Source organism: Streptomyces mayonensis (genome assembly GCF_018982965.1).
GTDB classification, from domain to species: domain Bacteria; phylum Actinomycetota; class Actinomycetes; order Streptomycetales; family Streptomycetaceae; genus Streptomyces; species Streptomyces mayonensis.
In genome coordinates this window covers 1-26,053 of record NZ_JACBYP010000118.1, presented here as the reverse complement: position 1 = coordinate 26,053, position 26,053 = coordinate 1, and the positions used below count along the sequence as shown (strand labels likewise).

The following is a 26,053-nucleotide window of genomic DNA, read 5'->3' as shown; positions in this document are numbered from 1 at the left end:
GGGGCGTGCGGCGGACGAGGGGGAAGTGAGCGGTGGTGGGAGCGAACGGGAGGAGACCGCCGGACTCCCGGTGACGGGGGAAGGCAAGTCCGGGAATCCGGCGGCCGTTCAAGGGGCCTGGGCGGGGAGCACCGGCCGTGGCGGTGCCCGGCGACCGGGCGCGGTGGCTCCTACGGCCAGGTCATCGGTTGTGCCCCCGGTCTCCGTCGGCACCGTCCAGGGAGTGGGCGACGGTCCGGCCGGCGACCTGCGCCGCGGTGACCGCCGCGCCGACCGCGGCACCGGCCGGTCCTCCCGCCGCCGCGGCCGCCCGGCCCGCTCCGGCCGCCGCCCCCGAGCCGCCCGCTCCGGGGCTGGAGCTGCCGGGGGTGGAGGTGCCGGGCCGGCTCGCTCCGGTCGGTCCGGCCTTGCCGCCCGAGCCCGGTGAACCGCCCCCGCCGGAGGCGCCCGACGTGCCCGACGCGCCGCGCGGGCCGCTCTGCCCGGCCGCACCGCCGCTCCCGCCGCCGAGGGCGCGGGACCCGAGGGACCGGGCGCCCGACGCCACGGCGCCGCCCGCCGCGGACATCGCGCCCGACGCGGCGGAGGCCCCGCCGAGGGCGGCGGTCGCCGGCACCACGAGCTTCAGCAGCGCGGGCAGCGCGACGGCGGACAGCAGCATCACGGCGATTCCGGCGATGCGTTCGTTGGCGCTGAGATCGCCGGATCCCGTGCCCTCGGCGAAGTCGCCGTTGCCGGAGCTCATCATCACGGCGCCCGCGTACATGACGAGGCCCGCCGCGGGTTTGTACAGCAACCAGGCGATCATCCAGCCGATGTGCTTGCGCCACCAGCCGCCGCCCCAGTCCGTCATGGAGGCGGCGGCGGCCAGCGGCAGCGTGCCGAGCAGCAGGATCATGACCCCGAGCCGTACGTACAGCAGGATCGTGTGGATGATCCCCGAGATCAGCAGGAGGAAGGCGAGTATCAGCAGGAGGAAGCCTTCGAGGGACCCGCCGTCGGAGCAGCCGCCCACGTTCCTGAGCGTCTCCTGCGCGGCGCCCTTGAAGAGGTAGTTGGAGTAGTTGTCCGACAGCGCGGCGGCGGCCATGACGACACTGCTGCCGGCGCCGGAGACCAGGACGACGCGCAGGATCCCCTTCAGCGCCGTCTGCCCGGCGTCGCTGCGCCGTTCGATGGCCATGCGGGCGGCGGCGAAGAGGAGGGAACCGACCGCCAGATAGACGACGAGCCACTGCGTCTCGGCGTTGATCTCCTTGGACGTGTCGGCGCTCGGCAGCGTGGGAAGGTCGGTGACCAGTGACCCGAACACCATGATCGCCGCGGCCAGCACGGCGTCGGCGATTCCGTTGAGGATCGTTCCGATGGGATCGCCCAGGAACGAGAAGAACGCCACGGCGAAGTCGATGACGGGACTGCCGCTACCGCCGCACTTCATGCCGCCCTCCCCACATGAGCCGGCCGCCGGTCCCCTGCACGGTCTCCACCGGTGAGTGCAGCGCGCCGCTGGTGAGGGGGACGACCTTCCAGTCCCCGCCGCTCCAGCGCAGCGCGACGGTGGTGGCCGCATAGCTCTGCTCGCCCTTGAGGAGCAGTTCGACCGACGCCTCCTCGCGCGAGTACGAGAGCACGGAGAAGCCGGCGTAGGAGGCGACGGCCGAACGCCCGGTCCGGCGACGGCTCGCCGTGTCGGTGTCGGAGCCGCCCCCGGCGGAACGCTGGAAGACGAACATGTCGCGCCCCCGCCCCGCCACGACCTGCGCCTCGGTGACGGCCCGCCAGTGGGGTCCGCTCATCTGGGAGGGAATGATGTGGGCGGCGAGCACGGCGCCGACGGGTGTGTGCGCGAAGCACCACCACAGCGGGCCGTCCGTGCGCAGGGGCCCGGCGGAGGCCGACACGGGCACCTCCGCCACGTCGAGCGCACGCCACTCGACGTCCTTGGGCGCGGCCGTGGGCAGTTCGTCCCCGGCACTGTCGTCCGTACGGCACCCGGTCGGGCGGCCGCTCCTCGTCGTCGGGTGCCCGGACAGCGGCCCGGCACCGGCCGCGGGGCTCGCGCGGACGCCGGTGGCCTCCCGGTCCGAGGTCAGCGCCACGACACCGCTCACGAGCACCACGAGGCCGAGGAAGCCGGCCGACAGCTGCCAGCCCCGCTGCTTCCAGTACGGCCTCTGCTCCTCGGCCCACGGCTCCCCGCGGGCCCTGCGGAGGAACATCTCGCACGGCCGCCGGATCACTGGCCCCCGTCCCCGAAGACAAAGCCGACCACCGGCCCCGCGGTGGCCACCAGGATGCACCCGCCGAGGACCATCCCGAGGCGGCTCATGTGCTCCGAACTCTCGCCCCGCTTCATGGAGACGGTCATCATCGTGCCGGTGATCAGCACTCCGGCGACTCCGGCGGCGGTGCCGGCCCAGGCGACCAGGCCAAGAACGGTGTTGACCATGTCGGACAACGGAGCCGGGGCACCCTTTTCCGGCGTCGGCACGCCGGCGCCGGGGGCGGGCGCTGCGAGGAACATGGCGAGTAGGGACATGGAGATCTCCGGGAAGTCGGGTAACGCGGGAGCGGTGAGCGAAAGAGACATGGCTGGTGCTGAGGGGGGGGGTGGCTGGAAGGACCGACGGCATCCGCGAGGCCGCCTCCTGACGCCGGGGCGCGCGGGGCACGTACCGCGTGGGGAGGCTTCCGCCCTGCCGTCGGCGGAAGCCCTGCGTCCTCACTTGAGGGACAGATCGCCCAGGAACGTGAGGAGCGGACCGACCGTCGTGGCGATCCCGCACGCCAGAGCGACGAAGAAGACACCACGGAAGTACGTGGCCCCCTCGCCCATCTCCCCGCGGCGCAGCTGGAGCGCCATCTGCATGCCCACGATGAGCAGTCCGGCGACCCCTGCCGCCGAGACGCACCAGGCGAGGACGCCGAGGATGTATCCGGCGTCGGACGTCGGGGTGTAGGCCGCCAGCAACGGCTCCCCGGCGCGGTGTGCCGGGACGGCGAGACCGATCGTCATGACAGAGCCCCTCCCCCGCCGTGACCCGGGCCGACCAGGTCGGCGAGCGCGTCGAGTTGCCGTGGCAGGTACTTGGGGTCGGCGCCCAGCCGCCAGGCCGGGATCCACGGCACCCGGTGCACGTGGACGACCGAGCGGATCACCCTGATGCGGCGCAGCAGGCCGAGCGGGAGCCGTCCGGGGGCATCGGCGACGAGGACCACGGCCAACAGCACGAGTCCTCGTGGCGCCTCATCGCGGTCGAGGGCCCCCAACGCCCGCGACACGGACCGCAGTCCGTGCGCGCTGGTGCGGCCGACCAGCACCACCCGGCGCGGGTCGCCCCGGGCCGGGTCGGGCCAGCGGGAGCCCACGTCCACCCCGCCGAGGGAGTCGGCCAGCGAGGTCGCGCCGGCGCCGCCGTGTGCCTTGACCCAGCCGACCTCGTCCCGCGACCTGCGTCGCGTCGGTGCGCGCCGCTTCGGCTCGTCCCACGGTGCCCCGGCGGCAGGCGGTGGGGTCCGGCGGCGCGCGGGCTTCCGGTCGCCCGGGAGCGCCGACGGGGCGGGGGACGCCGTCCGCCCTGCGGGCTTCGGCCCCCTCACCCATGCCTGCGGGCCCGGGGAGGGCGCCGCGGGAACGTCCGTGCGTGCCCCGTCACCGTCTTTCCTCGTGGATCGACTGCTCTGGATCATTCGTTTTCCACCAATTTGAACCCATCGATGCCGGGCCCCGTTACGTTCCGTCGAGCCCGTCGGACGCCACAACGGGCCGTCCGGTCACCACGGTTCAAATCAAGTGGGTTCGAAGCCGGAGACGGACGCACGGTGACGGAACCAGCACAGGGCCAGACAGCAGGCGAACGAGAACCAGAAGGCGGCGACCATGGGCGCGGGCACCGGAGACGGACGAGAGGGCGGCACGTCGACCGCCGCCAAAGCAGCCGGCGCCGGCGCCGGCTGCGGCTGCCTGTTGTTGCTCCCCGTCCTGCCCGGGATCGCCGCCGTCGTGGTCGTCTTCGGCGGATTCGGCGTGATCCTGAGGGTGCTCATCGCGATCATCATGCCGTTCGTGGCAGGTGGTGGGGATGCTTCGTCCTACGAGGCGGAGGCCGGGCAGGAGTACGGCATCGTGCAGGGCGACGGAAAAGGGGATCTGGACCCCTCCACGGTCCCCGAGGACCTGGTGGACCCCATCGAGGAGGCCGGCGGACTGTGCGACGTCATCGGCCCGGTCGTCGTCGCCGCCCAGATCGAGTGGGAGTCCGGCTTCGAGGCCTCCCTGGTCGGCGAGAAGGGCGAAGCGGGCCTCTCCCAGTTGCCGCCCGACGTCTTCGAACGCTACGGCGAGGACGACGACGGCAACGACGAGGTTTCCGCCCTGGACGCGGAGGACTCCATCATGGCCCAGGGCCGCTACCTCTGCGATCTGGCCGACGAGGCCCAGGAGATGCTCGACGCGGACGAGGCCACCGGCACCGTCCTGGACCTCACCCTGGCCGCCTACGAGGTCGGGATGGACGCCGTCCGGGAGGCCGGCGGGCTGCCGGCCACGAACGAGGCCCAGAGTTATGTCCTGGCCGTCCGCGCCCAGTTCAGCACGTTCCAGGGGATCGACGTACCGACTCCCGAAGCCCCCCAGGAGTCCCCCGCCTCGTCGCCCGCCGCTGCGGGCTCCGCCGACCAGCCCGCATGAGCGTCCGTGCAGGCGTCCATATGGGAGTCCGTATGAGGAGGACAACCGTCATGTCCCGTTTCACCGTACGCATCTCCGCCGAAGGGCTCGCCACCGTCGACGGCGAACCCCTGACCGACGGTCCGGTCCCCTCCGTGCACGAGGCCGTGCTGGACCGCCTCCAGCAGTACGCGGAGGACCGCGGCGGCCCGGTCGAGGCGACGGTGCACGATGTCCCCGGCGCCGCCCGTTTCGTCCTGCGGGTCTCCCCCGACGGCGCCAGCCGGATGCTCGGTACTCCCACTCCTGCCCCGGCCTCGGGCCCGCCGCAGGAGCCCGCTGCCGCTCCCCTGTCGGCCGTGGCCGCCGCGGTCGCCCGCGCACGGGCACAGGCACAGGCACGGGCACAGGCACAGGCACAGGCCACGACCACCGATCCCCCGACGTCCGTCGCCGAGTCACCGGCCCTCGACCAGTCGCCGCCCCTGACGGCCGGACACTTCGCGGGCATCAAGGCGCTGGTGGACGCGGGGCAGCTCGACGACGCGTTCACGGACGCGGCCGCGCTCCGCGAGAGCCTGACGGACTCCCTGGGCGTCGAGCATCCGGACGCCCTGGAGGCACGGACGGTGGAGGCGCACCTCGCGCAGCTGCGCGGCGCCCACCGCGAGGCCACCGTGCTCGCCCTGTCGGTCGCCCGGATCATGTGCCGGGCCGGCGATCCAGGGGCCGCCGAGGCCGTGGCGCGGGCCGCTGCCGCCTGGCAGTGGCTGACCGACGACCGGGCCGCCGTCGTCCACGGCGGCGAACTGCTGCACATGTGGGACAGCCTCCGCGGCAAGGACATGCTGTCCGCGGCCCACGTAGCCCTGGCCGACCGGGTACGCGGACAGCTGGAAGACCTGACGGCCTACGCGTGAACGGGCGCGCGGGACCGGCCCACGAGGCGGCCCCCGCCCGCCTGCCCGGGCCCCCCGGTCGGCGGCCCGGCCGCCGGGCCGATGTACGGGGGTGTCCACCGCCCGTCAATCGAATGTGGAACCCTCCCGGCCACACTCCGTTGCCCCAAGGTTCCGGCCCCGCCTCCGCCAGGAGGGGGGGCCGGTGAGCCCAAGGAGCAGGAGCACAACATGAACGTGGCGGTCATCGGATCAGCCGGCGCGGTCTCCCCCGAAGAACGCGCCCTGCGTGACCTCTATGTGGAGCACGGCCCGGCGCTCTACACCTACGTACTGCGGCTGTTGGGCGGGGACACGCACCGCGCGGAGGACATCGTCCAGGAGACACTGCTGCGCTGCTGGACCAAGCAGAACCTGGTCGACGACGAGAACATGGCCGTACGCCCGTGGATGTTCCGCGTCGCCCGCAACCTCGTGATCGACACACACCGCTCCCGCGCGGCCCGTCCCCCCGAGGTCAACAGCCCGATACCGCTCACGGAACTGGGCTGCGAGACGGACGACATCGACCGCATGCTGTCGTCCATCGTGCTGCGGCAGGCCCTGCAGGCCCTGACCCCCGCCCATCGCGAGGCTCTTCAGGCCACCTTCTTCGCCGACCGCACCACCCAGCAGGCGGCCACCGCGCTGGGCATCCCCCAGGGCACCGTGAAGTCCCGCGTCTACTACGCGCTGCGCACGCTCAAGACGGTCCTGAAGTAACGCGCCATGAGATGTGATCATGACGAGAATATGACGTGCTCACCGCTCGGCGAAAAAGGGATGGTTTCCGCGCTCCCCGCGAAGACCCCGGGACACGGAGATTTCTTTTCACTCCGAGATCTTCTGAACCCCCGGCCCACAACAGCCGTCCTACTTCCCGTAAGTCGCACAAAGAGCCGATCGACCGGCTCCGTCCGGTCCGGCTCGTCCGTAAGGAGACACGCATGAAGTCATGGCGCTCCCGTATCGCCGCCGGTGCCGCTGTCAGCGCCGCGCTGGTCGCGATCCCGCTCACCGCAGGCACGGCCTCCGCAGCCGACTGGCACCTGGCCGGCGGCTTCGGCACGCACGAGCTGTGCATGGCGGAAGGACAGGCCTACATCGATGAAGGAAAGGGCGAGCACTCGCACCCGTACACGGAGTTCGAGTGCCGTTCGGTCGGCGGCGGCTGGCAGGTCTGGGTCCGCTAGTCCGCCACCGGCCCCGGCCCCGGCCGCCACGGTTCCCCGTCGGCCGCCCCCGGCGATCGGCTGACCAGGTGGGACCCGAACGCGCCCGCTGCGTCTGCCTCCACGCCCCCGCGGCCGTGGAGGCAGACGCTTTTCCGTGAAGTCGGCGCACCGTTCCGAGTTGCAACGAAATTCAACAACACGGAAAGGTGTGACTTTCATGCAACGCCCCCTTCACCGGCGAGCAGTTGAATATGCGACCTTTTCACCGCCGCATTCACTCACCGGCACGCTGAGCGATACCTGGCCCGGCCGAACGGAGGTCTTTCGTTGTCCCCCGAACGAATCATCGCGTTACCGGATCTGGACCTGATCCGCACCCGGGACCCCAACAACCACCTGCCCTGCCGGAAGTCACAGCTCCTGGCCTACGTCGGCGGCCGCACCCGCTGGTCCGACCTGCTGATGTACCGGGCGCTGGGCTCCACGTCGGCCGTCCACCGCCACTGCCACCTGCACGACGGGGACCGCTGGACCTTCGAGACCCCGTACGGGGACCACGACGACCTGCGTCTGCTCGGCTTCGAGGTGTACTCGGCCGGCACGGTCGACCTGCCTCTCTTCGAGTGGGGACTGGCCGAACTCCTCGCCGCCGGACAGCCGGTGCTCTTCTGCGCGCCCCGGCACCACTTCCCCCACTGGCTGGAGTTCATGCGGCGGGCCGGCACGGCTCCCGAGGAGTACGGGCTGCCGCATTCGTACCTCGTCTGCGGCGCGAGCGACACCGACCTCCTGCTGGTCGACGACACCACCGACGACCACGAGTACCGCACACTGACCGTGTCACGGGACGTACTCCGTCAGGGCTACGCCCGGGAGCCCGAACGCTGGTTCACCGACTGCGCCACCGTCCGGCAGGTCGCCGGCCCCGACCTGGACGGCTTCGAGGCCGCCTACCGCGCCTTCCTGGCGGGCTTCGACGACGGCTTCGAGCTCTACGACGTCATCGGCGACAACCTTGCCGTGGAGCGCGCGTCGGCCACCGCCACGCACCGGGCGCCCGGCGTCAACAGCATGGCGCTCCTGGCCGGTTCACGCGCCCTGTTCTGCCGGTTCCTGGCCCACACCGCACACGGCGGAGCGGTACGCGCCGCCTACGCACGCGTCGCACAGCTGACCACCGTCCTGTCCGACCGGGTCACCGCCTTCCAGGCCGGACTGCCCGACCTGCCGGTGGACCGGATCCGCCGCTGCCTCACCCAACTGCGCCTGCGGGAGCAGCAGGCCGCACGGCTCCTCCTCGACGAGGCGGCCGGCCTCCCCCGTATCCTTCCGACTCGGCACCAGGCCCCGGTCCCGGCCTGGGCCTCGGCACCGCGGCCGAGGCGGTGGAGGACGCCCTCGGCCACGCCGGCACCGACGCGGACGTCGTACTGAACGGCCGGCCGGCGGGCCGGTGGTACCGGATCCGCCGGCCGGGGCCCCTGAGGCCTCGCCCGACCGTCCGACCGTCCGACCGTCCGACCGTCCGACCCAGGAGCGTCCACCCGTGCACTGCCTGATCTTCCCCGGCCAGGGCGTACAGCGCAGAGGCATGGGAGCGGAGCTCTTCGAGCGACATCCGCAGGAGACGGAGGCCTCCTGCGAGGTGCTCGGTTACCCGGTGGCACGGCTGTGCCGCGACAACCCCGGCGACCGGCTGGCCGACACCCGCTACGCGCAGCCCGCCGTCTTCCTCGTCAACGCGTTGTCCTGGCTGGACCTACGGAGTCAGGGACGGTCCTACGACTACTTCGCCGGGCACGGCCTGGGCGAGTACAACGCGCTGGTGGCCTCCGGAGTCCTCGGCCTGACGGACGCGCTCGCCCTGGTCGCGCGCCGGGCCCGGCTGATGGCGGGCGTCACCGGCGGGGCGATGGTCGCCGTGGTCGGCCTGGACTCGGCGCGGGTCGAGGCGACCCTGCACGCCGCCGGGCTCGACCTGGTGCACGTCGCCCACCGCAACAGCGACCGCCAGGTGACGGTGGCCGGGGACCGGCGCCAACTGGCGTTCGCGGTCGAGGCATTGCGGGGCCCGGAGGTCCGGGTGCTGCCGGTACCCGCGGCCGGCCCGTTCCACACGCCCCTCATGGCCCCGGCCGAGCGGGCCTTCACGCCGGTACTGCGCGCGTACGCGTTCGGCGCCGGGCACACACCGGTGATGTCCAGCACCACCGGCCGGGAGTTCGCCCCGGACCAGGCCGTGCAGCTCCTCGGCCGGCAGCTCTCCCGCCCCGTGGAGTGGGTCCGTACGGTCCACGCCCTGCGCGCCGCCGGCGTCACCCGCTTCGACGAGGCCAACGGCACCGCGCTCACCGCTCTCCTCGCGGGGATCGCGGCCGGGCCGGCGGAGGAACGCGTACACCCATGAACGACATGACGTCCGGCATCCGTCCGCCCGGCCACGGGCCGTACGCCCCCGCCGACGCGCGCGCCACGCCGTACCGCCCACCACGCCCCCTGCCCGCCCCGCACGCCACCGGACCAGCGAAGCAGGCCGGGCAACCGGCTGCACGTCGGACCGGAACCCCTCTGGCCAGTGCACGGAGCCGTCACCGTGGTTGCAGCATCGGGTGAAGCGGCCCGGGGTGCTCGTGCACCCGTAACGGCCGGACTTCTCGCTCACCGGCTGCGCAGCGGGCGCAGGGGGGAGATGCCCGATCCCAGGCACCGGTGTCGTGCCGCGGGCTCCGGACGGGCCGCTAGGGCCCGGTGATCGAGACGTTCCTGCACAGCGTTCCAGGTTCCCCCGTCGAGCGGCTCTTCTTCTCCCCCTTCTTCCCGGATGGGGTTCCCCTCCGCGGTGTGCCCGATCCGGCCCGACGAGGACGTCCTCGCTCCGGCGCCGGCGGGGGGGGATCCTTGTGCTGCGCTCTTTCGCGGACCCGTGCGAGGCGGAGACGGCCGAGACACCCGGGATCCCACGCGGCATCGCCGTGCTCCAGAGGCCAGGCGTCAGGCCTCGCCGCGGCCGGCCGCCTCCCTTCCGAGCAGCCCCTCGCACAGCGGCGGCCATGGGACGTGTTCTTGCTGCAGGGAGTGCCCGCGCAGGGTTTGGTCGAGGTTGCCGAGCACCGTGCGGTCGTGGTCGTCGAGCTCGGTACTTTGCGGTACGGCTCCGGCTGTCCTGGCCTCGAGCGCCGTGGCCGCCTCGCGCAGCAGCACCAGCGGAGCGCCGTTGGCCTCCTCCTCGCGTACGTCGAGCACCCGCAGCAGCGTGCCCGGCGCGAAGATGATCTTGTCCCGTTTCGAGGAGGGCCCCGGTCCTCCCGCCAGCTCGCGCACCCGGCGCCCGGTCGCGGACCAGATCACGTACTGCGGACCGACCGGCCTCGGCCCGCCCGGCCACAGCGGCAGCCCACCGACGGGCCCCGCGTCGCGCACCAGGTTCCCCGGAACCAGGCCCTCGTCCGCGCCGTCGGCCCCACGAAAGGCGGGGCCCCGGTACGACGGGAGCCGGCGCAGCGCGGAGGCCACACACGCGGCGTAGGGCAGCACCCGTTCCTCGCCCGCGCGCAGGCTCCGCGCCAACTCGGCGTGACTCAGTGGGCCTTCGGTGGTGTGCAGATAGGCGTGGAGCGCGATCAGATCGTCCCGTGCCTCTTCCAGTTCGGGGCCGCGCAGCGCAGGCATCCTGGTGAGCGCGCGCGTGACGGCGGCGCTGTGCCGCTCCCAGCTCTCCTCCGCCAGTCTCCGGAACGCGGAGCGCTGCGTGGCCGAACTCACATGCCCAGGAAGGAACGGGACGGCGGGCAGGGGCCCGGACGACGCCACGACGACGGCGGGTCGCCGCCTTCCGGCCGAGGAAGAGGTGGTAGGCGGTTCGGGGGGCTGGGGCGGTGCCGGGGTGCTTTCGGCGAGCTCGAATGCGGGGTCCGGATCCGCCACGGGTTCGAGGTCGAGGTCCGGCTCCGCCGCGGATTCGGGTCCGGGGGCCGACTCCGCTGCGGATTCGGGGTCGGCATAGGCACCCTCGGTCGGCTGAGGCCTGGCCGGGAGTGGGGGTGCGGGTTCCGGTGCCTTGTACGGAGCCTCGTCCGGGTCCGGGTCCGGGTCCGGGTCCGTGGCGGGAGCAGGGGCCAGGTCGGTGTCCGTGAGGATCTTTCCCGGAGTGTCGCTCGGGGCCTCCTCCGATTCCGGCAGGGGCGCCGTCTCGCGGCCGATGGGCGGGGACGGCTGCGAACCGGCGACCGCGGTGTCGAAGCGTATGGCGCGCAAGGCGTGTTCGGCGGTGAGACGGCGCAGGGCACGGCCGCCGTCCGTGCTCTCGCCGTACACGCGCAGCCGTGCCTTCCCCCGGACGTCGGCGCCGAGCCCGCTCAGGAGCGTGTCGAGCACGGAGGCCAGCGACTCATCGAGGACCTGTCCGGAGCGTCCCACCTCGATGACCGGGCCGCCCGGGTCGGCGGGCCGGTCGGCGACCGGCGGGCGCTGCCCCTCCGTTTCGGTCACCCACAGGCCGGCGCGGGTCACCGCGACCTGCCAGTTCTCGGACAGGTGGATGACACCCCGGTCGGGCTGCACGCGGCCATGGTCGCCCTCGACGGTGACGGGAGGGTTCCAGCGCAGGAGTTGTGGCGTCCCGGCGGGACGGCACCGCACCTCGTCCACGAACGCCGACCACCGGGGCGAGCCGTCGGCTCCGAGCACCATCGCGTGCACGCCGGACCGCGCCGCCGTGCCGTTGGTCAGCAACGGCATTCCGGTGCACGCCGTGACCTCGGTGCCCAGCGCGTCGGACACCGCCTGTGCGGTGGGCAGCACGTCGCGGTGGCCGCCCGGGGCGAGCCGAACCAGTCTGCGGGCCGGCTCCGGCAGGGCGGAGAGGAGCTGCACGAGGTCGTCGGCCACGGCCTCCCCGCCTCCGGGGACACCCAGCAGCACTGTGAGGACGTGGGGATCGGCCGGTACGGCGTAGCACAGGTCGCCCAGGCCCGGCGGGCTCACGTCCCCGGAGTAGGCCAGCACCCCGGCGGGGATCTGCCCGATCGCAGTGCCGCCCCCCACCCGCGCGGGCAGCAGTTCGACGGCCGGCTGCCAGTCGGGGGCCGGCTGGCGGGGGCCGATCCGGGCCGGCTCGGCGCTGCCGGGCCGAAATCGCCACCAGCTTCCCTCTTCGGCGACGAGCCCCTTGCCGAGGTTGCCGTCCAGGTCCCCGTCACCGCCCGCGCGCGGACTCCGGGCCGGTACGAACAGCCCGCCGCCGGGCACCACGAGGGCGAGCCCGTCGGGCGCGACGACCTCCAGTTGCCAGGCGTCGGCGACCAGGCGGGCCAGCGCGGGCGCCTCCAGCCGGTCGTCACCTGCGGCGGGCATGACGAGCCGGACCGTGCGGATGCCGTCGTCGCGCAGTTCGTCGAGGATGCCGCCGAGCCGGGGCCACAGGTCGGGTGCCTGCGGTGCGTCGGCTCCGGTCAGCACAGTGGCCGTGTCCGCGTCGGCGGCCAGGGCCCGGGCGAGTTCCGCGATGTCGGAGGTGCCGAGGGTGTCGTCGGAAGGCGTACGCAGCAGCCGTATGCCGTCGTACTCCTCGACCAGCAGCGGCTCCCCTCCACCGCCGTCGAGGTCCCCGTGCTCGGCGGCCGCCTCCGCGTCCCGGCCGCCGCGCCCGCCGAACCATCGCGACCGGCCGCCACGCCTGCCGAACCATCGCGACCGGCCGCCGTCGTCGGCGCGGCTCACGGCGTCCCTTCCGGGCCCGGTACGGACTTCTCCGCGTCCTCGGCGGCTTCGACGGTCCCGGTGGCCTCGACCGTGCCCTCCTCCTCATCGGCCGGCTCCGGAGCCACCGCCGCCGAGCCGATATCCTCGGTGCTCGTCGTCGGCGGCCAGGCGTCCACAGACGGGACACGCGGCTCGGAACCGGCTTCCGGCTCGGCCGCCGACTCGGCCCGGTCCATGGCCTCCGCCAGGCCGTCGGTGTGCAGCATCATGCTGACCGGGGCCGAGCTGTTGAGGCACAGGCTGTACCCCTCGGGGATCCGGTCCAGGAACTCCCGCGGCTTCACCTGCTCGAAGCCGAGCCGCCCGGCGAGGTGCAGATACTGCGGCGAGGTGTAGACCGGGACAACGGGGGTGCCGTCGGGCGCCGAAGCGCGCACCGGCTCACCGTCCGCCGTGACGAGCACGGCCACTTCGGCCCGGGCCAGCGCGGCGGTGACGTCCTCGGCCGGGCCGTAGCCGGTGGTGGCGAGCTGGATGGCGGCGTCCACTTCGTCGGCGGGCTCCGGCCAGCCCATCGCGGCCGGCGAGGGCCGGTAGTCCTCGTTGTCCTGCCACTCGACGATCTCTCCGTCGAAGTCCGAGCGCCACTGCCCGACCACGGCCCACTCCGGCGGCGGTGCGTCGCCGGACCAGGCCGGGTCGATCAGGTACAGCCAGTGGTTCGGCGCGAGGCGGGCCGCCTCGACGAACTCCTGCGGCGGGACAGGGTCCACGGTGGCCGCACCCGAGGTCTCCTCCCCGCCGGCCGCGGTCTCGTCCGTCCCGATCGTCTCGTCGGCGGTACGGTCCTCGCCGCTGGGCTCACTCATCCTGTCCTCACTCACTGGTTCGTACGGTGTCGTCCTGATCGGGAGCGGTCGTCGGCACCGCCGCGACGGCCCTGCGTCCATGCCACGGATTTATGCGCCGAAGTGTTCAAGGCCTCCGCGGTTTCAGCTCCCACCCGCTCGTCCGGCTCTCCGGTCCCCGTTTCCGACGCCACCTGAAGGGACTCGGCCCGTCATCGGTGGTTTCGCCTCCGGACAGGCCGCGTTTGCGGTGCTCGTTCGCGCCGTAGCCGGCGAAGGTGACGGCCGGGAGCGAGACTCGCAGCCCCCGGTTGCGCAGGCCGGTCCTGGCGACCCGGGCCGCCAGCTTCCTCACGTCTTCCGCACGCTGCGCGTGCACCGCTCCCGCTGCGGCGACCGGAATCGGCATCGATTTCGGCAGCGCCGGCAACGGCGCGGCACCCACCGGCGCGGTGACCGGCCTGACGGGCAGCTTGCCGGACCCGGAAGTGCCCAGTGCCGGCATCGGCTAGTGGGGGGGCGAGGCGGTGCGAACGGGCAACGAGAGGGGTCCGGGGCCGGCATCCCCACCGCGGCTGGTGGGTCCCTGGGCTGCCCCTTGCTCCGCACGCAAGGGCGCCTGGGCCGGGGTGAGGTCGTACGACCGCAGGTCCACGCCAAGTGAAAGCATCATCGCCGGCAGCCCCTGCGCGAGCGGCGGCACCGGCCGGCCGCTCCCGGCGTGGGTCGAGGCCAGCCGGACCAGGGCGCGCCACGTCAGCGGCGCTCGGTCGCCGCGGGACGCCCGGAGCTGGTCCAGTTCCCGGAATCCCCGCAACAGGCCGTCGAACGCCGCCCGGTCGGTCTCCAGCCTCGGGCCGTAGATCAGTCGGATCGCCCGTACCCAGCGCAGCACCCGCTCCGGCGCCGCCTGGCCCCCAGTGATCCGCTTTGAGAGCGCGTGCAGTTCCGGCTGCCCCGGATCCGGGCGGAAAGCCACCCACCTGTCGCCCTCGGCCAGCTCGAAGCGCACCGACGGGTTCTGCCCGGGGCCGAGGTCCACGACCCTCGGCTCCTGCCCGCTCGCGGTCCCGAACGCCCACCGGTCCCACTGTGTGGCCACGTACTGGCCGGCCACCGGGTGCTCCAGCCGATCCCTCGCCGCCGGATCCGCCGAAGCCGGAGCCACCAGGTCGACGCCCATCACCGCTGCGACCGTGTTCGTCGTCCGGGCCCGCAGATCCGGCGCAAGGGCGTGCAGCACGTCGATCAGCGCCGGGTAGCTGAACTGCTTGACCGCACCTGACTTCAGCGTCAGTTGCACGAGCCCGGCCTCCGCCTTGAACCCCAGCCCGAACGCCTTCGCGAACGGCGCCGCCCGCTCGCCCGTCACCGCCGGCACGCCCTTGTCGCCACCCTCGCTCTCCGGCTTCCGCGGCATCGAGAAGGGCAGCCGGCTGAAGAACTGCTGCCACCCGGCCCGGTCCCCGGCGGAGCCCGACGACACCGCCACCGGCTCGCCCCCCACGCCCCGGTGCGGGGCGACAGCGATCTGGTCGAGCGGCACCAGCTCCCCGTCCGCGGCCTCGACGGCCGTGTCCCGGCGCACCGGCTCCGGCAGCCCCTCCGGATCCGCCAGCTCCTCCAGGGCGGCCCACGCGTCGTCGACGAGCGGCACGATCTGCGCCTTGTCCCGCCGGGAAAGGTTCCGCAGCCGGGACTCCGCGTCCTGCACCGCGCCGTGCAGCCGTTGCTGAAGCTTCTCGGGCAGCGGGGTGCCCAGGGTCCAGGCCCCGACGGCCGAGGCGATGTCCGAGGCGGTCCACGTGTCCAGCAGCACGTGCCGCTCGCCGTCGGCAAGCGGCAGCCCTTCGAGCACCAACCACAGGAAGGGGGCGAGTTTCCGCACCGCCTCGCTGTCGAGAATCCGTGACACGGACTCCCGCAGCTCGTCCTCGGACAGCGGGAGACGGTGGGTCTTCGCCCGTTCGTAGTCCTGCCGGAGAAGGTCCGCCAGTTCCTCCGCCAGCCGGCGCAGCTCCTCCGGCGTCGTGAGCCTATGGAAGCCGTATTGCCGCAGCTCCACCAGGATGAGGGGGACCTGCAGCCGGCCGGAGTCCGTGTCGAGGGCGCCGAACTCCACCATGCCGGCGCCGTCGCGCCTGTGCAGCCGCTTCCCCGAGGACATCCGTCCGGTCAGCCCCGCGTTCATCTTCTCGCGCGGATTCGCCGGTTTCACGCTCGGATCCGCATAGCGGGGAGTGATGTCGAAGAGGTTGACGGGGGCCTTCCCGAAGTCCTTCAGGTTCTGCCGCAGCTGCTCCACCAGCTCCATCAGGTGCCCGGCGGCCACCTCGTTGATCCGGTCGACGTGGTCTTGGAGGAACTGCCGGGTGCTGGGCCTGAGCGCCCTGCGCACACGCTCGAAGGAGTGCCGTGAGGCGGCTGCGAGGAAGTGCTTGGTGAGCACATTGCCCGCCAGCACCGCGCTCGGCTCGGCCGCCATTTCGTTGAACAACAGCGAGGAGTAGCCCCACATCTCCTCGACGTCCGGAACCGCGGCGAGGAACGGCATGAGCCCGTCCACGCGGGACGCGCGGTCGTCCTCGTCGATGAGCCCGAGCACGTACTGACGGGCGAGGACGCGACCGAATTCGATGCCCTTGCGGACGACCTCTTCCAGAGGCGGCTCGTTCAGCCGGCGCACGGCCTGGAGCTGAACGGCCCGCAGGCCGAGTGTGCTCACTCCGGCAGTGACCTGCACATGGGTGCCGTCACCGGCGTCCGGCAGCCTCGGCTGGATCTTGGCCCGCTCCCCCAGGTCGGTGAGCTCCCAGCCCTCGTCCTGGCGCAGCAGGTCGCCGAGCGGCAGCGCCTTCCCCAGCACATCGACGAGGCGCAGTTCCGACTTGGCACGCTCCAGCGCGGACAGTCCCTCATCGAGGGTCTGTCCCTGCTCCCCGTCCAGCACCTTCATCCTGTCGACGACGAACTCGACGATGTAGGCCATCTCGGCGTCCGGCAGCTTCTCCCCAGGCGGAACCTCCGGTGGTGTGCGCCGCAGATTCCCGGTACCGGGATCCCGGTAGAACCGCCCCTTGTCGACCACGGCTTTCAGTCCCGGTCCCACGGCCAGCACCTGAGGCGCAAGATCCTCCGGATCGCCGCTCCTACGCTCGAAGATGACTTCCCGGGTGTCCTCGTCCTCCACCCCTTCCCCGGCGTAGCTCCGGTCCGTGGCAGCGTCCACCACCGAACTCCCGGTGTCGGAGGACTGTGCGAACGGCGGCAGTGCGTCCGGCTGCACCCGGCCCGACGGGGCGACGATCACCGCACGCCCCTCCAACGGCGGCAGCTCCAACGGCGAGCGCCCGCGGCCCTGTTCGCGCAGCAACTGCGCCCCGCTCAGGCTCTTCGGCGTCGAGGACAGTCGGCTGCCCCGCGCCTGGAGCAGGTCCACCCACACCACCGAGCGGTCCGCGAGGAGGTAGGCCGCCCACGCGTGCCCCGGCCTGCTCGTTCGCACCCCCGTGCCGTCCCGCCGGCCGTCCTGCCGCCGCCCCAGCACCAGCGCCAGCGATCCCGGCCCGGACTTCTTGAGCCCGCGCTCCACCTGCGCCCACGCCTGCACCGACGCCCAGCCGGGGCCCGCGGCCAGCGCGTGCTCGGTCGGTGTCCGGCCCACCGCCAGATCGTCCAGCGCGACCGCCGCCCGCGCCCCGCCCTCGAGCGCCCCGACCTCGGAGGACGGGAACACCGCGCCGGCCAGCCCTCGCACCAGCGCCGCGCACGCGCCCAGCCGCGGCTCGCCCGACGGCCCCTGATCGGCGACCTGGTCCACCAGGTCCTCCAGGCGCTCGCGGGTGAGCACGCCCGTGAGCGCCTGGCCGGGTCCGCGCGGAGCCTGCGCCCGGGAGGCGCCGGGCCGGTCCTCCGCCTCCGTCACCGGCCGCGCGTACACCTGTGGCGCGTCCGGCTGCGAGTTGACCGAAATACGCGTGCTCGCCGGCGGAGTGGGCGCAGGCGGTGACGCATACGCCGATGCGCTCGGCGGGGCGGAGTGCGTCGTCGATGCCCCGTGAGGCGGTAGGACACCCATGTCGGGAAGGATCCCGCGCCATGTGTCCCGGGCGGTTCTCGGGGCTCCCGGCGCCAGGAGCACTGCGACGGTGTACTCGCGCTGGTTCTCGTCGTAGAACAGCCGGGCCGCTGCCGTGGAGGCCCACCACACCTTGTTCGTGTTGTCGGCCAGTTCGCCCGGCAGGCTCCCGGCGACGGCGGGGCCGGGCGGCATGACGTGCGGGAAGGCGGCGATCGCCGGCGTGTACAAGTCGCGGGTCCGCAGCTCCGGATCGCGGTAGGCCAGGTCGCCGAACTCTCCGGGCGACGCGAAGGAGGGGTCGCCGTCGTAGACGAAGGGCTTCAGCGTCGACTCGTTCGCGTACCACGGAGCCTGTTCCGTGCCGACGGCGACGGGCGAACCGTCGTCCCCTGGCTGCAGCAGCGTGATGACGCGGTGATTGAAGTTCCCCGGCTGCCGTGCCCCGCCGGAGAAGTGCCTTCCCCAGCTTTTGCCCTCACCGTCCCGCAACACCGTGGCCGACGACAGAGCTCCGGCCTGCTCCAGAACGTGGGACCCGAGCTCTCCGGCGCTCGTCACGTTCCGGCCGGCCGCCGCTGCCCTGATCACCACATCGGCGGGGAAGCGCACCGGGTCGGGTATCAGCTGCCACCTGGCTGCGAGGTCGGTCCTGACATCAGCCCAGATCACCCGGGACGCCTCGTGCTCCCCGACCGGGGTGGTGGCGTCGAGCCCCAGTATGCTCCGAATGCCCGCCGCGGCGTCGGGCAGGCTCTCCAGCCACTCCAGGGCCCGGGTGACGGGCTCCGTCGGCAGCCAGTCGGACAGCGGAACATCTCGCTTCGCGTCCCATACGGCTGCCGCCTGCAGGAGCAGCCGACCGCGCCGGGTGAGGGCCGCTCCGCTCAGATGCTGACCGGTGACGCCCTGCGGAAGCTGCAGGGGTCCGGAATGGGGCCGCTCCGACGCCAGGTAGTCGAACAGTTCCATGGTGAACCGGCGGGCACCCGGGCGGTTCAGCGCTCCGTCGGCCTCTCGCATCCGCTCCAGCGCGCCGATACCGCTCCACATCGCCCAGAACTGCCCCTCCCTGTCCGCGAGCGGGCCGAATGCGCGCACCATGGCCCTCCACAGGCGCAGCGTCCGCTCCCGCGTGTCCGGCCGACCGACGGGGAGATGGGCCCGGTGGGCGAGTTCGTCGAGGACCCTCCCCTTCGGCGGGGGACGGCCGATGGTCCAGCGCGTCCGCCGAACGCGCTGGTCCGTGCTCAGCACGAAGATCGGCTCGTCGGGCATGGCCGCCAGCTCCTGCGGCAGGGCGCCTATTTCGGCCATGCTGATTGGTTGGGGAGACGCGAACACCCAGCGGTCCATTCCGTCCGCCACGAATTCGGCCTGGGACACGTCGTCCAGCGGATTGACGCCGACCGGCACTCCGTCGTAGAGCGGCGGGCTCTGTATGCGATGCCCGGTGGCGCTCCCTGAGGTCCCGAAGAGGCAACCCACGATCAGGAGCGGATGCTTCGGGGGGAGGCCGAACTGCTCCACCAGGAACGCGATCCTGCGGAGGTTCTCCGTCCGGTCCCTCTGGGAGAACACCCCGGTGTCCACGGGCCAGATGACCCCGCTCGCTTCGGAGTGGAAAAGCAAAGGAATGGGAAGCGGGAGGCCCATGGACAACCAGGGCACCTGCTGCAGGTCCCATGGAGCCGAGTCGATGTGGTCGGTCACCCACCGCCGGGTACGGAGTATCCGGGCCGCGCGATAGGTGCGCTTGTAGCCCTTGTCCCCGTCCGTGTCGAGGTCCACGGCGAGGAAGGCCGCCAGGCGGTGGTCCGGACCGATCACCGGCCGGGCGATCATCTTGCGGCCCCACTTGACCGCCACTCCACCCTGCTGTCCCGTCGCGGCGGAGGCGCTGCCCACGGTGCCCGGCGACCTCACCAGCCAGCCTCCGACGGGTCCGTAACCCTCCTGGAAGCTCAGCGCGATCACCGGCCGGCCCCGGCCGTCACCGGCGGGTACGAGGCACTTCACCGTGCTGTCGGTGGCCCAGACGGTCCAGTCGTACCGGGCCACGAGCCCGTCCTGAAGCTCGAGACCCCACGCAATGACGTTCGACATGTACAGCAGGACGTGGGAGTCCGCTCCGAGGCGTCGCTTGTCCGGATTGAGTGCCATCAGCTCGATCAGGACCGCGAACGGCACGCGCCGCCCCAGGATCCTGACCCACGACGGTCCGCTCTCCGCGCCGAGTATGTACGGGGCGGCGCCCTCGGCCCTGTCCTGCCTCCACCAGGCGCCGGTGCCGACGGTTTCCCCGGGGGCCGGGCCGCTCGTCCTCGCGTACGTCTGCACTGCCGCGCTGCTCGGATCGAGTTCTGCCGGCAGGCTCTCGGACCAGTCCCAGCCGAGGTCGTTTCCGTCGGCGTCGGTGTAGCGGAACTCGGGGCCGAACGCGCCTTTCCGGGTCAGGTGGAAGGCGGACAGCTCCGCCAGACTGCCCGCCTGCGGCCGCTCCGCCGCGAGCTCAACCAGACTGGCGAGCTCCTCCGCCATCACTTCCTCGTCGGGCTCCAGCATCAGCACCTGGCGGGCCACTGCCTCCGCGTCGAGCAGCGCCGGGCCGGCCAGCTCCGGGTCCTCGTCCCGCAGCCGGTCCAGCAGCCTGAGCGCCTGCCGCGCTCCGTCCGGGAAGTCCCCGGGTTCGCCGAACGCCTCCGCGAGGATGTCCTCGTCGTGCTCCTCCAGTTCCTCCTGAGTGAGTTCGCCTTCCGGCGCGGACACCTCCATCGGCGAGCCGGCCGCCGGGGGCACCGGATGGGAGGGCGCCGGCAGGGAGGCGAAGGACGACCCCGACAGCCTCGCCTGCGGTGGCGTCGGACCCGCCGGCCGCGTGTACACCTGCCGCGCGTCCGTTTCCGAGGGGGCTGTGTCGCCCCACTTCCCCTCCCACGGACCCGCAGCCGTCCTCCCGGCGCTCACCGCGGACGCGGGGGCGGTCGCGGGGGCCGTCGCCGGGTCAGGCGCGGAGGGCGCCGCGAGCCCCGTCCTCGGCCGACCGAACGAGGGCGCATACGGAGCTCCGGTCGGCACGGGCGTGCCCGTGGGCGTGCTCGCAGGCGTGCCCCCGGGCGGCGAGGGTGGCGACGTCGGCGTGCCGGGCAGCGACGCCGGCTCCGGGACCGCGGTCGGGGCCTGGTCGACCGAGGGGGGATCCAGTTCCGACCGGGTGGTGGAACCGCGCGCTCCCGAGAACCGGACGGACGGCGACCGCGGCGCCGCCGCGCCTCCGGCCGGCGCCCCGCCGTCCGACGTGATCGGCGCCACGGGCACCGGACCGGCAGACGTCGCCACCGTCCCGGCACTCGCCGTTGCCGGAGCCGGACCGGACGGGACGACGTTCCCGGCGGGGGCGGGAAACGTACCGCCGTCGTCCGGCTCCAGCTCGCTGGTCCTGACCCGCCGTTCCCGCAGCCCCAGCTCGGCACGCAGCGAATCGGCCAGCTCGATGCCCGACGCCGGGCGCCCTTGCCGCTCCTCGTCCAGCATGTGCTCGGCGACCTGCCGGACCGCGTCCCGGAATTCGGGCCCGGCGCAGCGGGAGTCCGCGCGCACGTCGGGCGAATCCTGCGGCAGCACCAAGGAGACGGCGCGGGACCACGCGCGGGCGTCCGCCTCCGGGGCATTGTGCGGGGCCGCGAATTCCTCGTACGCCGAAGCCCACAGCCTGCGGGCCACGTTGGCCGCCGTCTCCTCCAGCGCCTGCGGCCAGGAGTCGGAGAGCACCATCCGCAACCGCGCCTGCTCGTGCGGCTCGAAGGAGTCGAGGAACAGCCGCCCGTCGCCGCGCAGCACCGTTTGCGACTGGTGCCTCTGGGACAGCTTGAGGCCCGCCGCGTCCACGTCGTCCCGGCCGACGCTCTCGTCCGTCCCTGGCGTCGGCAGCCCCGGCGGCACGTCGGCGGCTGTTACCTGACGGGCCAGCCAGCGACGGTGCACGAGGTCACGGGAGACCGCCGGGGCCGGGGCGGCCGGCGCGCGCTCGTTCAGCTCGGCACGGCTCAGCGGCCGAGGAGGCACCGGCCCCACAGCCGCTCTCGCCGACGACGCCACAGCCGTGGGGTCCGGGCCTACGGGCGGGAGCGCCCTGCTCGGCGGTTCAGTGACGGCGGACCGGCCGGGCCGGTGCGCGTGTGGGGGCGCCGGGTCGAGGTACGCGTCAGCGGAGGGCGAGCCGGCGTTGGAGGAGGTACCGGCGATCTCGTCGCGAACGTCCCGGTAGCGCACGTATCCCCAAGTCTCTTCCGGGACCGTGAAGCTGCCCTCTTCGGGGTGGACGGCGAGGGTGATGACGCCCTGCGCGTCGCGGTACAGCTCGACCGGGTGCGTGCAGGCGTACCAGTCCTTGGACGTATTGAGGGCTGCCTGCGCCGGAAGGCTGTCCACCACCAGGTCGTCGCCCGGCGGCATGGCCCGGCCGATCGCCAGGATTCCCTCGGGCGGTGCGTCCAGCGCGCGCAGCCGGGGGTCACGGTAGGCGAGATCGGCGAACACGCCGGCCGGCGCGTAACCCTCCTCAGCGACGTAGACGAACGGGACCGGGTTGTCCGGCTCGTCCTCGTCGTACCACGGCGCGGTGACATGCCGGTCCGGCACGATCGAGCCGTCCGGCATTCGCTTCATGAGCGTGATGACGGTGTGGTCGAAGTCCCCGCCCGTGAGCTGACCGGTGAAGTCCCTGGCCCACACGTCCTCGTCGGAGTCGGCCACCAGCGCGCCCGAGGTCAGCACACCCGCCGACTCCAGGCCGTGCGAGGCCAGCGCACTGAGATCGCCCGGGTCACGCCCCGCGGTGATCGCCCGGACGGCTGCCGAGTGCGCCTGGGGGAACCGCTCGGGAGCGGGGTGGTCCAAACGCAGCACCGTCCTGGCGAACTCTCCCTTGGCCGTGTCGTCGGCGTCCCAGCCGACGATCCGCGCCGCCTTGACCTCCGCCCACAGCAGGTGCGACCACTCCAGCTCCGCTACCGGCGCGTCCTCGGGCAACCCCAGCGCCTCCCGCGCCAGGACCCGCGGGGCGTCGGCGCTCCCCAGCGTCTCCAGCGCCCGGGACACCTCTGGCAGCGCGATCCACTGGGTCAGTCCGAGAGCCGGCTGCTCGGCCCATGCCGAGACCGCGTTCTCCAACAGCTTCCCGTAGCTGCGCTGCCGGTCCGCCGACGACAGCTCCGCAGCGGGGCCGGACTCCCCGCTGAGGACCCTGTGCTTCTCCCACAACAGCTCCAGCAGGTCCGTGGTGAACAGCGGAGCGCCGGGCCGGTTCAGTTGGGCGTCCCGCTGCCGCATAAGCTCCAGCGCACCGATGCCCCGTACCAGGACGCGGCTCAGGTGTCCACGAGGGTCGCCGGGGTCCCTCAGCAGCAGCGCGTGCTCGTCCAGGGCACGGTAGTTTCCGCTCCTGTCCTTCAAGGGCCGGAAGACCCGGCGCAGCACGTGCACGAGCCCCAGAGTCCGCTCCCGCACCTCCTCGGACACCAGTCCCGGTCTCTGGTGAAGGCCCATGGCGCGCGCGAGCGCGTCGAGCGCCTCGGACTGGGGCCGCGGCCGGACGACGGCCCACGCGTTCTGCGGGTCCACCCCCTGGAACCGCTGGTCGAGGCCCACCTCGAACACGCCTTCGTCGGCACCGATCCCCGGTATGGCCATGGCAGTGAAGGCGGTGGTGGACTCGTAGCGTTGCGAGAACACCGTCTTGCGGAGGGCGTCCGCCACATGCTCCGCCTCCGACCGGTCCACCAGCGGATCGGCCCCTCGCGGATCCGTGTCGTGAACCGACTCGCCCTCCTCCCCGAGGGTGCCGGGCTGCCGGGGCATCTCGCCGTAGCAGTGGTCCATCACGAAGGGGTGGTTGTCTGGCAGACCGGTCAGCGCCACCAGCGCTGCGACCCTGCGGCCGGACTCAGGCCCGGAGGTGGTCAGCGTCCCGTGCGGGGTGTGCCAGGCGGTGCAGCCCGCCAGTCCGTGGGCGACCCCGAAGACGGGAGTCGGCAGATTCTGCACGACCCAGGGCACCGGGCGGGCTTCCACCCGCTCGCCCTCGTCGTAGCGGATGACGTACTTCTCGGCCGGTCGGCCGGCGGTGAACCGGGCGTAGAACGAGGTGGTCTTCCAGCCCCCGTCGCCCTCCTCGGCGAAGTCCATCGAGATGTAGCCGATGAGGCGGTGATCTGAGCCGATGATGGGCCAGTAGGACAGGTTCCGGCTCCAGTAGGCCGCGTCGCCCAGGCCCCGGGCAGCGGCGGCGCGTACGGTCTCCGGGTCCCGCCGCAGCCAGCCGCCCAGCGGGTCCTGCCGTTCCCGCGCGGTGATCGCGAGCACGGAGCGGTCAGAGTCCCCGTCCGGCCGCGTCCACCCCAGCCTGCCGCTGGTGGACAGCACGTTCACGCCGTACCTGGCCACCAGCCCGTCCGCGAGGTGGATCCCCCGGGAGCTGACCGCGGACATGGCCAGCAGGCGGTCCGTGCCCTCCGGGACCCGGGCGGCGTCCGGGTCGAACGCGGGCACCTCGGTGAACACCTCGAACGGCACCCGCCGCATACGCCCGCCGAAGCCCGGCAGCGAGATCCACGACACGCCACTGGACGCGGAGTAGAGATAAGCGGGCCCCCACGGGGCGGGTACCAGCGTCTCCTCGAGCATCCCGTCCGCGCGCTCGACAACCTGAGCGGCGACGCTGAGGTCGGCGTCGGCGGGCACGCCCTCCGGGTGCCAGTTCCAGCCGCTGGGACGCCCCTGCGCGCCTGCCGGGAGACGGTACCGGTCGGCGAACAGGCCCTCACCGAAGGTCGCCAGGTGGTAGGCCGACAGCTCCGCAAGGCTCTGCGCCTGCGGGCGCTGTGCCGCCACCCGCAGCAACTCCGTGATCGTGTAGTCCGTGAGCGCCTCGCCCGGGTCGAGGTGCAGCACCCCGCGAGTCAGCTCCGCAAGGTCGAACCCGCCCCGGCGCAGCGCAGGATGCTGCCTGCGCAGCCGGTCCAGCCGCTCCAGCAGCGCCTCCAGCGCCCCGTCCTGGGACTCCACGGCCGGGTCCACCGCCGCGAACAGCCGCTCCATGGCCCGCCGCTGGGAGTCCGGAACGAGCTGTCGCTGCTCGTCCTCGGAGCTGCCCATGGACATGTCCGAGCTGCCGGACTCCGACATGACGGGGGCCGTCGGCACCGGACCGGGGCGCGACGCGTGGGGGCGCGAGGAGCGCAGCATCTCCTCGGGGCGCCGCCGGACGGCACCCGGCATGGCGGCCAGGGCTTGTGCCGACAGTCCGGTCGTCAGGCGACGGACGTAGTCCTCGCTCGCCCCGTGCCGGCGGGCCAGGTCCGCGAGCCGGTCCCGGGCCGCCTGGTCCGGGGCGGGACCGACGGGCTTCTGCGCCGTTCGGGGCGCCGGTGCCGGGCTGGGCGCCGACGCCGGGCTGGGCGCGACGGTCCCGGTCGGGGCGAGCGCCTCGTAGTGGTCCCGGCCGTTGTAGTAGAGGTAGACGGCGGGGTCGGTGGATCCGGGGTCGAGACGGTGGGTCAGGTACCCGTCACTGCCGACCGGCTGTACGAGCACGGGACTCAGGTCCAGCGAGCGGGCGAACAGCAGGGGCGCCTCGTCGTAGAACGGCGTCCGCCACAGCGCCGGGGACGCGAGGGACCGCTCGACCAGTTCGTCGTAGCGAAGCGCGACGAACGCGGTCCGCCGGTACGGGACTTCGTACGGCAGGCTGCCGAGGATCCGCTGCCACAGCGTGTCGGCGTCCGCATCGCCCCCGGGGGCGCGCAGACGTCGCAGCACCTCGGCTCGCAGGCCCTGGACCTGGGCCTGTGCGGTCAGCCGCTGCCGCTCGGCCTCGATCTCCGATTCCGGGACGGTGGGCTCGGCGGGCAGCAGGGCGCGTACGGCGTCCCTCGGCAGGTCGGCCAGCAACGTCCGGTCCTCGCCCCCGGCGGACAGGGCCAGCAGCTCGGCCCTGCGCCGGGAGTCCGTCAACCGCTCACTGATCCGGTCCCGCTGTTCGGCCGTGAGCTCCGGGGGCCCCGAGCGGCCCAGCAGCGTCAGCAGGCTCTCCAGGTCGCGGAACCCGTCCAGGACGAGCGTCTCCAGGGGATCCGGCGCCGCGTGCAGCTCACGGAGGCTCGCGGCGGCTGGGGACCTGTACCACGTCACCGCGCGCTGGCGGATCCACTGCACGGTGAAGGCGGCGCCGAACGCACGGGGCCGCTGCGCCTTGAGGCTGTCCCGCAGCGCACGGGGCAGACAGTCCCCGTCACCCGGCACCGGACGCTTCGTGAACGTCGCCCCGTCCGCCTCGATCCCCGGCCCCGGCTCCGGCCCCGGCTCCGGCTTTGGCTCCGGCTTTGGCTCCGGTGCAGGGGTGTACGCGGGCTCGGGCGCGGGCTCAGGCGCGGGCTTAGGCTCAGGCGCGGGCTCAGGCTCAGGCTCAGGCTCAGGCGCGGGCTTAGGCTCAGGCGCGGGCTCGGGCGCGGGCTCGGGCGCGGGCTCGGGCGCGGGCTCGGGCGCGGGCTCGGGCGCGGGCTCAGGCGCGGGCTCAGGCGCGGGCTCAGGCGCGGGCTCAGGCGCGGGCGGCGGCGGGGGGGCCGGCGGCCGCGGCGGCGCAGGCG

At 73.1% G+C, this 26,053-nt stretch carries 14 protein-coding genes; 6 read left to right on the top strand and 8 right to left on the bottom strand.

All coding sequences use genetic code 11. The annotated features are described in order from the left end of the window. Nucleotides 1-181 precede the first annotated feature (181 nt). The 5 genes from HZS56_RS31135 to HZS56_RS31115 form a co-directional block, all read right to left on the bottom strand. The gene (locus HZS56_RS31135; RefSeq protein WP_216724150.1) at nt 182-1,438 is read right to left on the bottom strand and encodes a hypothetical protein; all 1,257 of its coding nucleotides are present in this window, start codon (nt 1,436-1,438) and stop codon (nt 182-184) included. Beyond that, on the bottom strand, nt 1,422-2,240 hold the full coding sequence (locus tag HZS56_RS31130) for a DUF8175 domain-containg protein (RefSeq protein WP_308408204.1): 819 nt from the start codon (nt 2,238-2,240) through the stop codon (nt 1,422-1,424). Before HZS56_RS31130 ends, HZS56_RS31135 begins: the two co-directional genes overlap by 17 nt. After that, entirely contained in the window at nt 2,237-2,539 is a 303-nt protein-coding gene (locus tag HZS56_RS31125) for a hypothetical protein (RefSeq protein WP_216724151.1), read from the bottom strand. The genes HZS56_RS31130 and HZS56_RS31125 overlap by 4 nt, the downstream gene beginning before the upstream one ends. Nucleotides 2,540-2,722: 183 nt before the next feature. Continuing rightward, the gene (locus HZS56_RS31120) at nt 2,723-3,016 is read right to left on the bottom strand and encodes a hypothetical protein (protein WP_216724149.1); all 294 of its coding nucleotides are present in this window, start codon (nt 3,014-3,016) and stop codon (nt 2,723-2,725) included. Then, on the bottom strand, nt 3,013-3,600 hold the full coding sequence (locus HZS56_RS31115) for a hypothetical protein (protein ID WP_216724148.1): 588 nt from the start codon (nt 3,598-3,600) through the stop codon (nt 3,013-3,015). The genes HZS56_RS31120 and HZS56_RS31115 overlap by 4 nt, the downstream gene beginning before the upstream one ends. A gap of 280 nt (nt 3,601-3,880) precedes the next feature. Here HZS56_RS31115 and HZS56_RS31110 point away from each other — a divergent pair, with 280 nt between their 5' ends. From HZS56_RS31110 to HZS56_RS31085, 6 genes are all read left to right on the top strand, one after another. After that, nucleotides 3,881-4,690, top strand: coding sequence for a lytic transglycosylase domain-containing protein (locus HZS56_RS31110; RefSeq protein WP_216724147.1), 810 nt, complete (start codon nt 3,881-3,883; stop codon nt 4,688-4,690). A 50-nt stretch (nt 4,691-4,740) separates the two neighbouring features. Then, nucleotides 4,741-5,589 (top strand): hypothetical protein, encoded by an 849-nt coding sequence (locus HZS56_RS31105; protein ID WP_216724146.1) that lies wholly within the window; start codon nt 4,741-4,743, stop codon nt 5,587-5,589. A 210-nt stretch (nt 5,590-5,799) separates the two neighbouring features. Next, nucleotides 5,800-6,330: a sigma-70 family RNA polymerase sigma factor gene (locus HZS56_RS31100; protein ID WP_216724145.1), complete on the top strand. Its 531-nt coding sequence runs from the start codon at nt 5,800-5,802 to the stop codon at nt 6,328-6,330. Nucleotides 6,331-6,554: 224 nt separating this feature from the next. Then, entirely contained in the window at nt 6,555-6,800 is a 246-nt protein-coding gene (locus tag HZS56_RS31095) for a hypothetical protein (protein ID WP_216724153.1), read from the top strand. Nucleotides 6,801-7,109: 309 nt separating this feature from the next. Further along, nucleotides 7,110-8,216, top strand: a complete 1,107-nt coding sequence (locus HZS56_RS31090; RefSeq protein ID WP_216724144.1) for a hypothetical protein — start codon at nt 7,110-7,112, stop codon at nt 8,214-8,216. Nucleotides 8,217-8,328: 112 nt separating this feature from the next. Continuing rightward, nucleotides 8,329-9,189, top strand: a complete 861-nt coding sequence (locus HZS56_RS31085) for an ACP S-malonyltransferase (protein ID WP_216724143.1) — start codon at nt 8,329-8,331, stop codon at nt 9,187-9,189. 584 nt (nt 9,190-9,773) lie between these two features. Here HZS56_RS31085 and HZS56_RS31080 read toward each other — a convergent pair. From HZS56_RS31080 to HZS56_RS31070, 3 genes are all read right to left on the bottom strand, one after another. Beyond that, nucleotides 9,774-12,500: a hypothetical protein gene (locus HZS56_RS31080; protein WP_216724142.1), complete on the bottom strand. Its 2,727-nt coding sequence runs from the start codon at nt 12,498-12,500 to the stop codon at nt 9,774-9,776. Beyond that, nucleotides 12,497-13,351: a type VII secretion system-associated protein gene (locus tag HZS56_RS39150; protein WP_216724141.1), complete on the bottom strand. Its 855-nt coding sequence runs from the start codon at nt 13,349-13,351 to the stop codon at nt 12,497-12,499. Before HZS56_RS39150 ends, HZS56_RS31080 begins: the two co-directional genes overlap by 4 nt. Nucleotides 13,352-13,838: 487 nt before the next feature. Continuing rightward, a complete protein-coding gene (locus HZS56_RS31070; RefSeq protein ID WP_216724140.1) occupies nt 13,839-25,709 on the bottom strand; it encodes a lonely Cys domain-containing protein in 11,871 nt (3,956 codons plus the stop codon). Nucleotides 25,710-26,053: the final 344 nt, after the last annotated feature.

Bases quoted from the DNA above. Each gene is read 5' to 3' on its own strand.
- HZS56_RS31135 (WP_216724150.1), bottom strand. From the start codon at position 1,438: ATGAAGTGCGGCGGTAGCGGCAGTCCCGTCATCGACTTCGCCGTGGCG.
- HZS56_RS31125 (WP_216724151.1), bottom strand. From the start codon at position 2,539: ATGTCCCTACTCGCCATGTTCCTCGCAGCGCCCGCCCCCGGCGCCGGC.
- HZS56_RS31120 (WP_216724149.1), bottom strand. From the start codon at position 3,016: ATGACGATCGGTCTCGCCGTCCCGGCACACCGCGCCGGGGAGCCGTTG.
- HZS56_RS31110 (WP_216724147.1), top strand. From the start codon at position 3,881: ATGGGCGCGGGCACCGGAGACGGACGAGAGGGCGGCACGTCGACCGCC.
- HZS56_RS31105 (WP_216724146.1), top strand. From the start codon at position 4,741: ATGTCCCGTTTCACCGTACGCATCTCCGCCGAAGGGCTCGCCACCGTC.
- HZS56_RS31100 (WP_216724145.1), top strand. From the start codon at position 5,800: ATGAACGTGGCGGTCATCGGATCAGCCGGCGCGGTCTCCCCCGAAGAA.
- HZS56_RS31095 (WP_216724153.1), top strand. From the start codon at position 6,555: ATGAAGTCATGGCGCTCCCGTATCGCCGCCGGTGCCGCTGTCAGCGCC.
- HZS56_RS39150 (WP_216724141.1), bottom strand. From the start codon at position 13,351: ATGAGTGAGCCCAGCGGCGAGGACCGTACCGCCGACGAGACGATCGGG.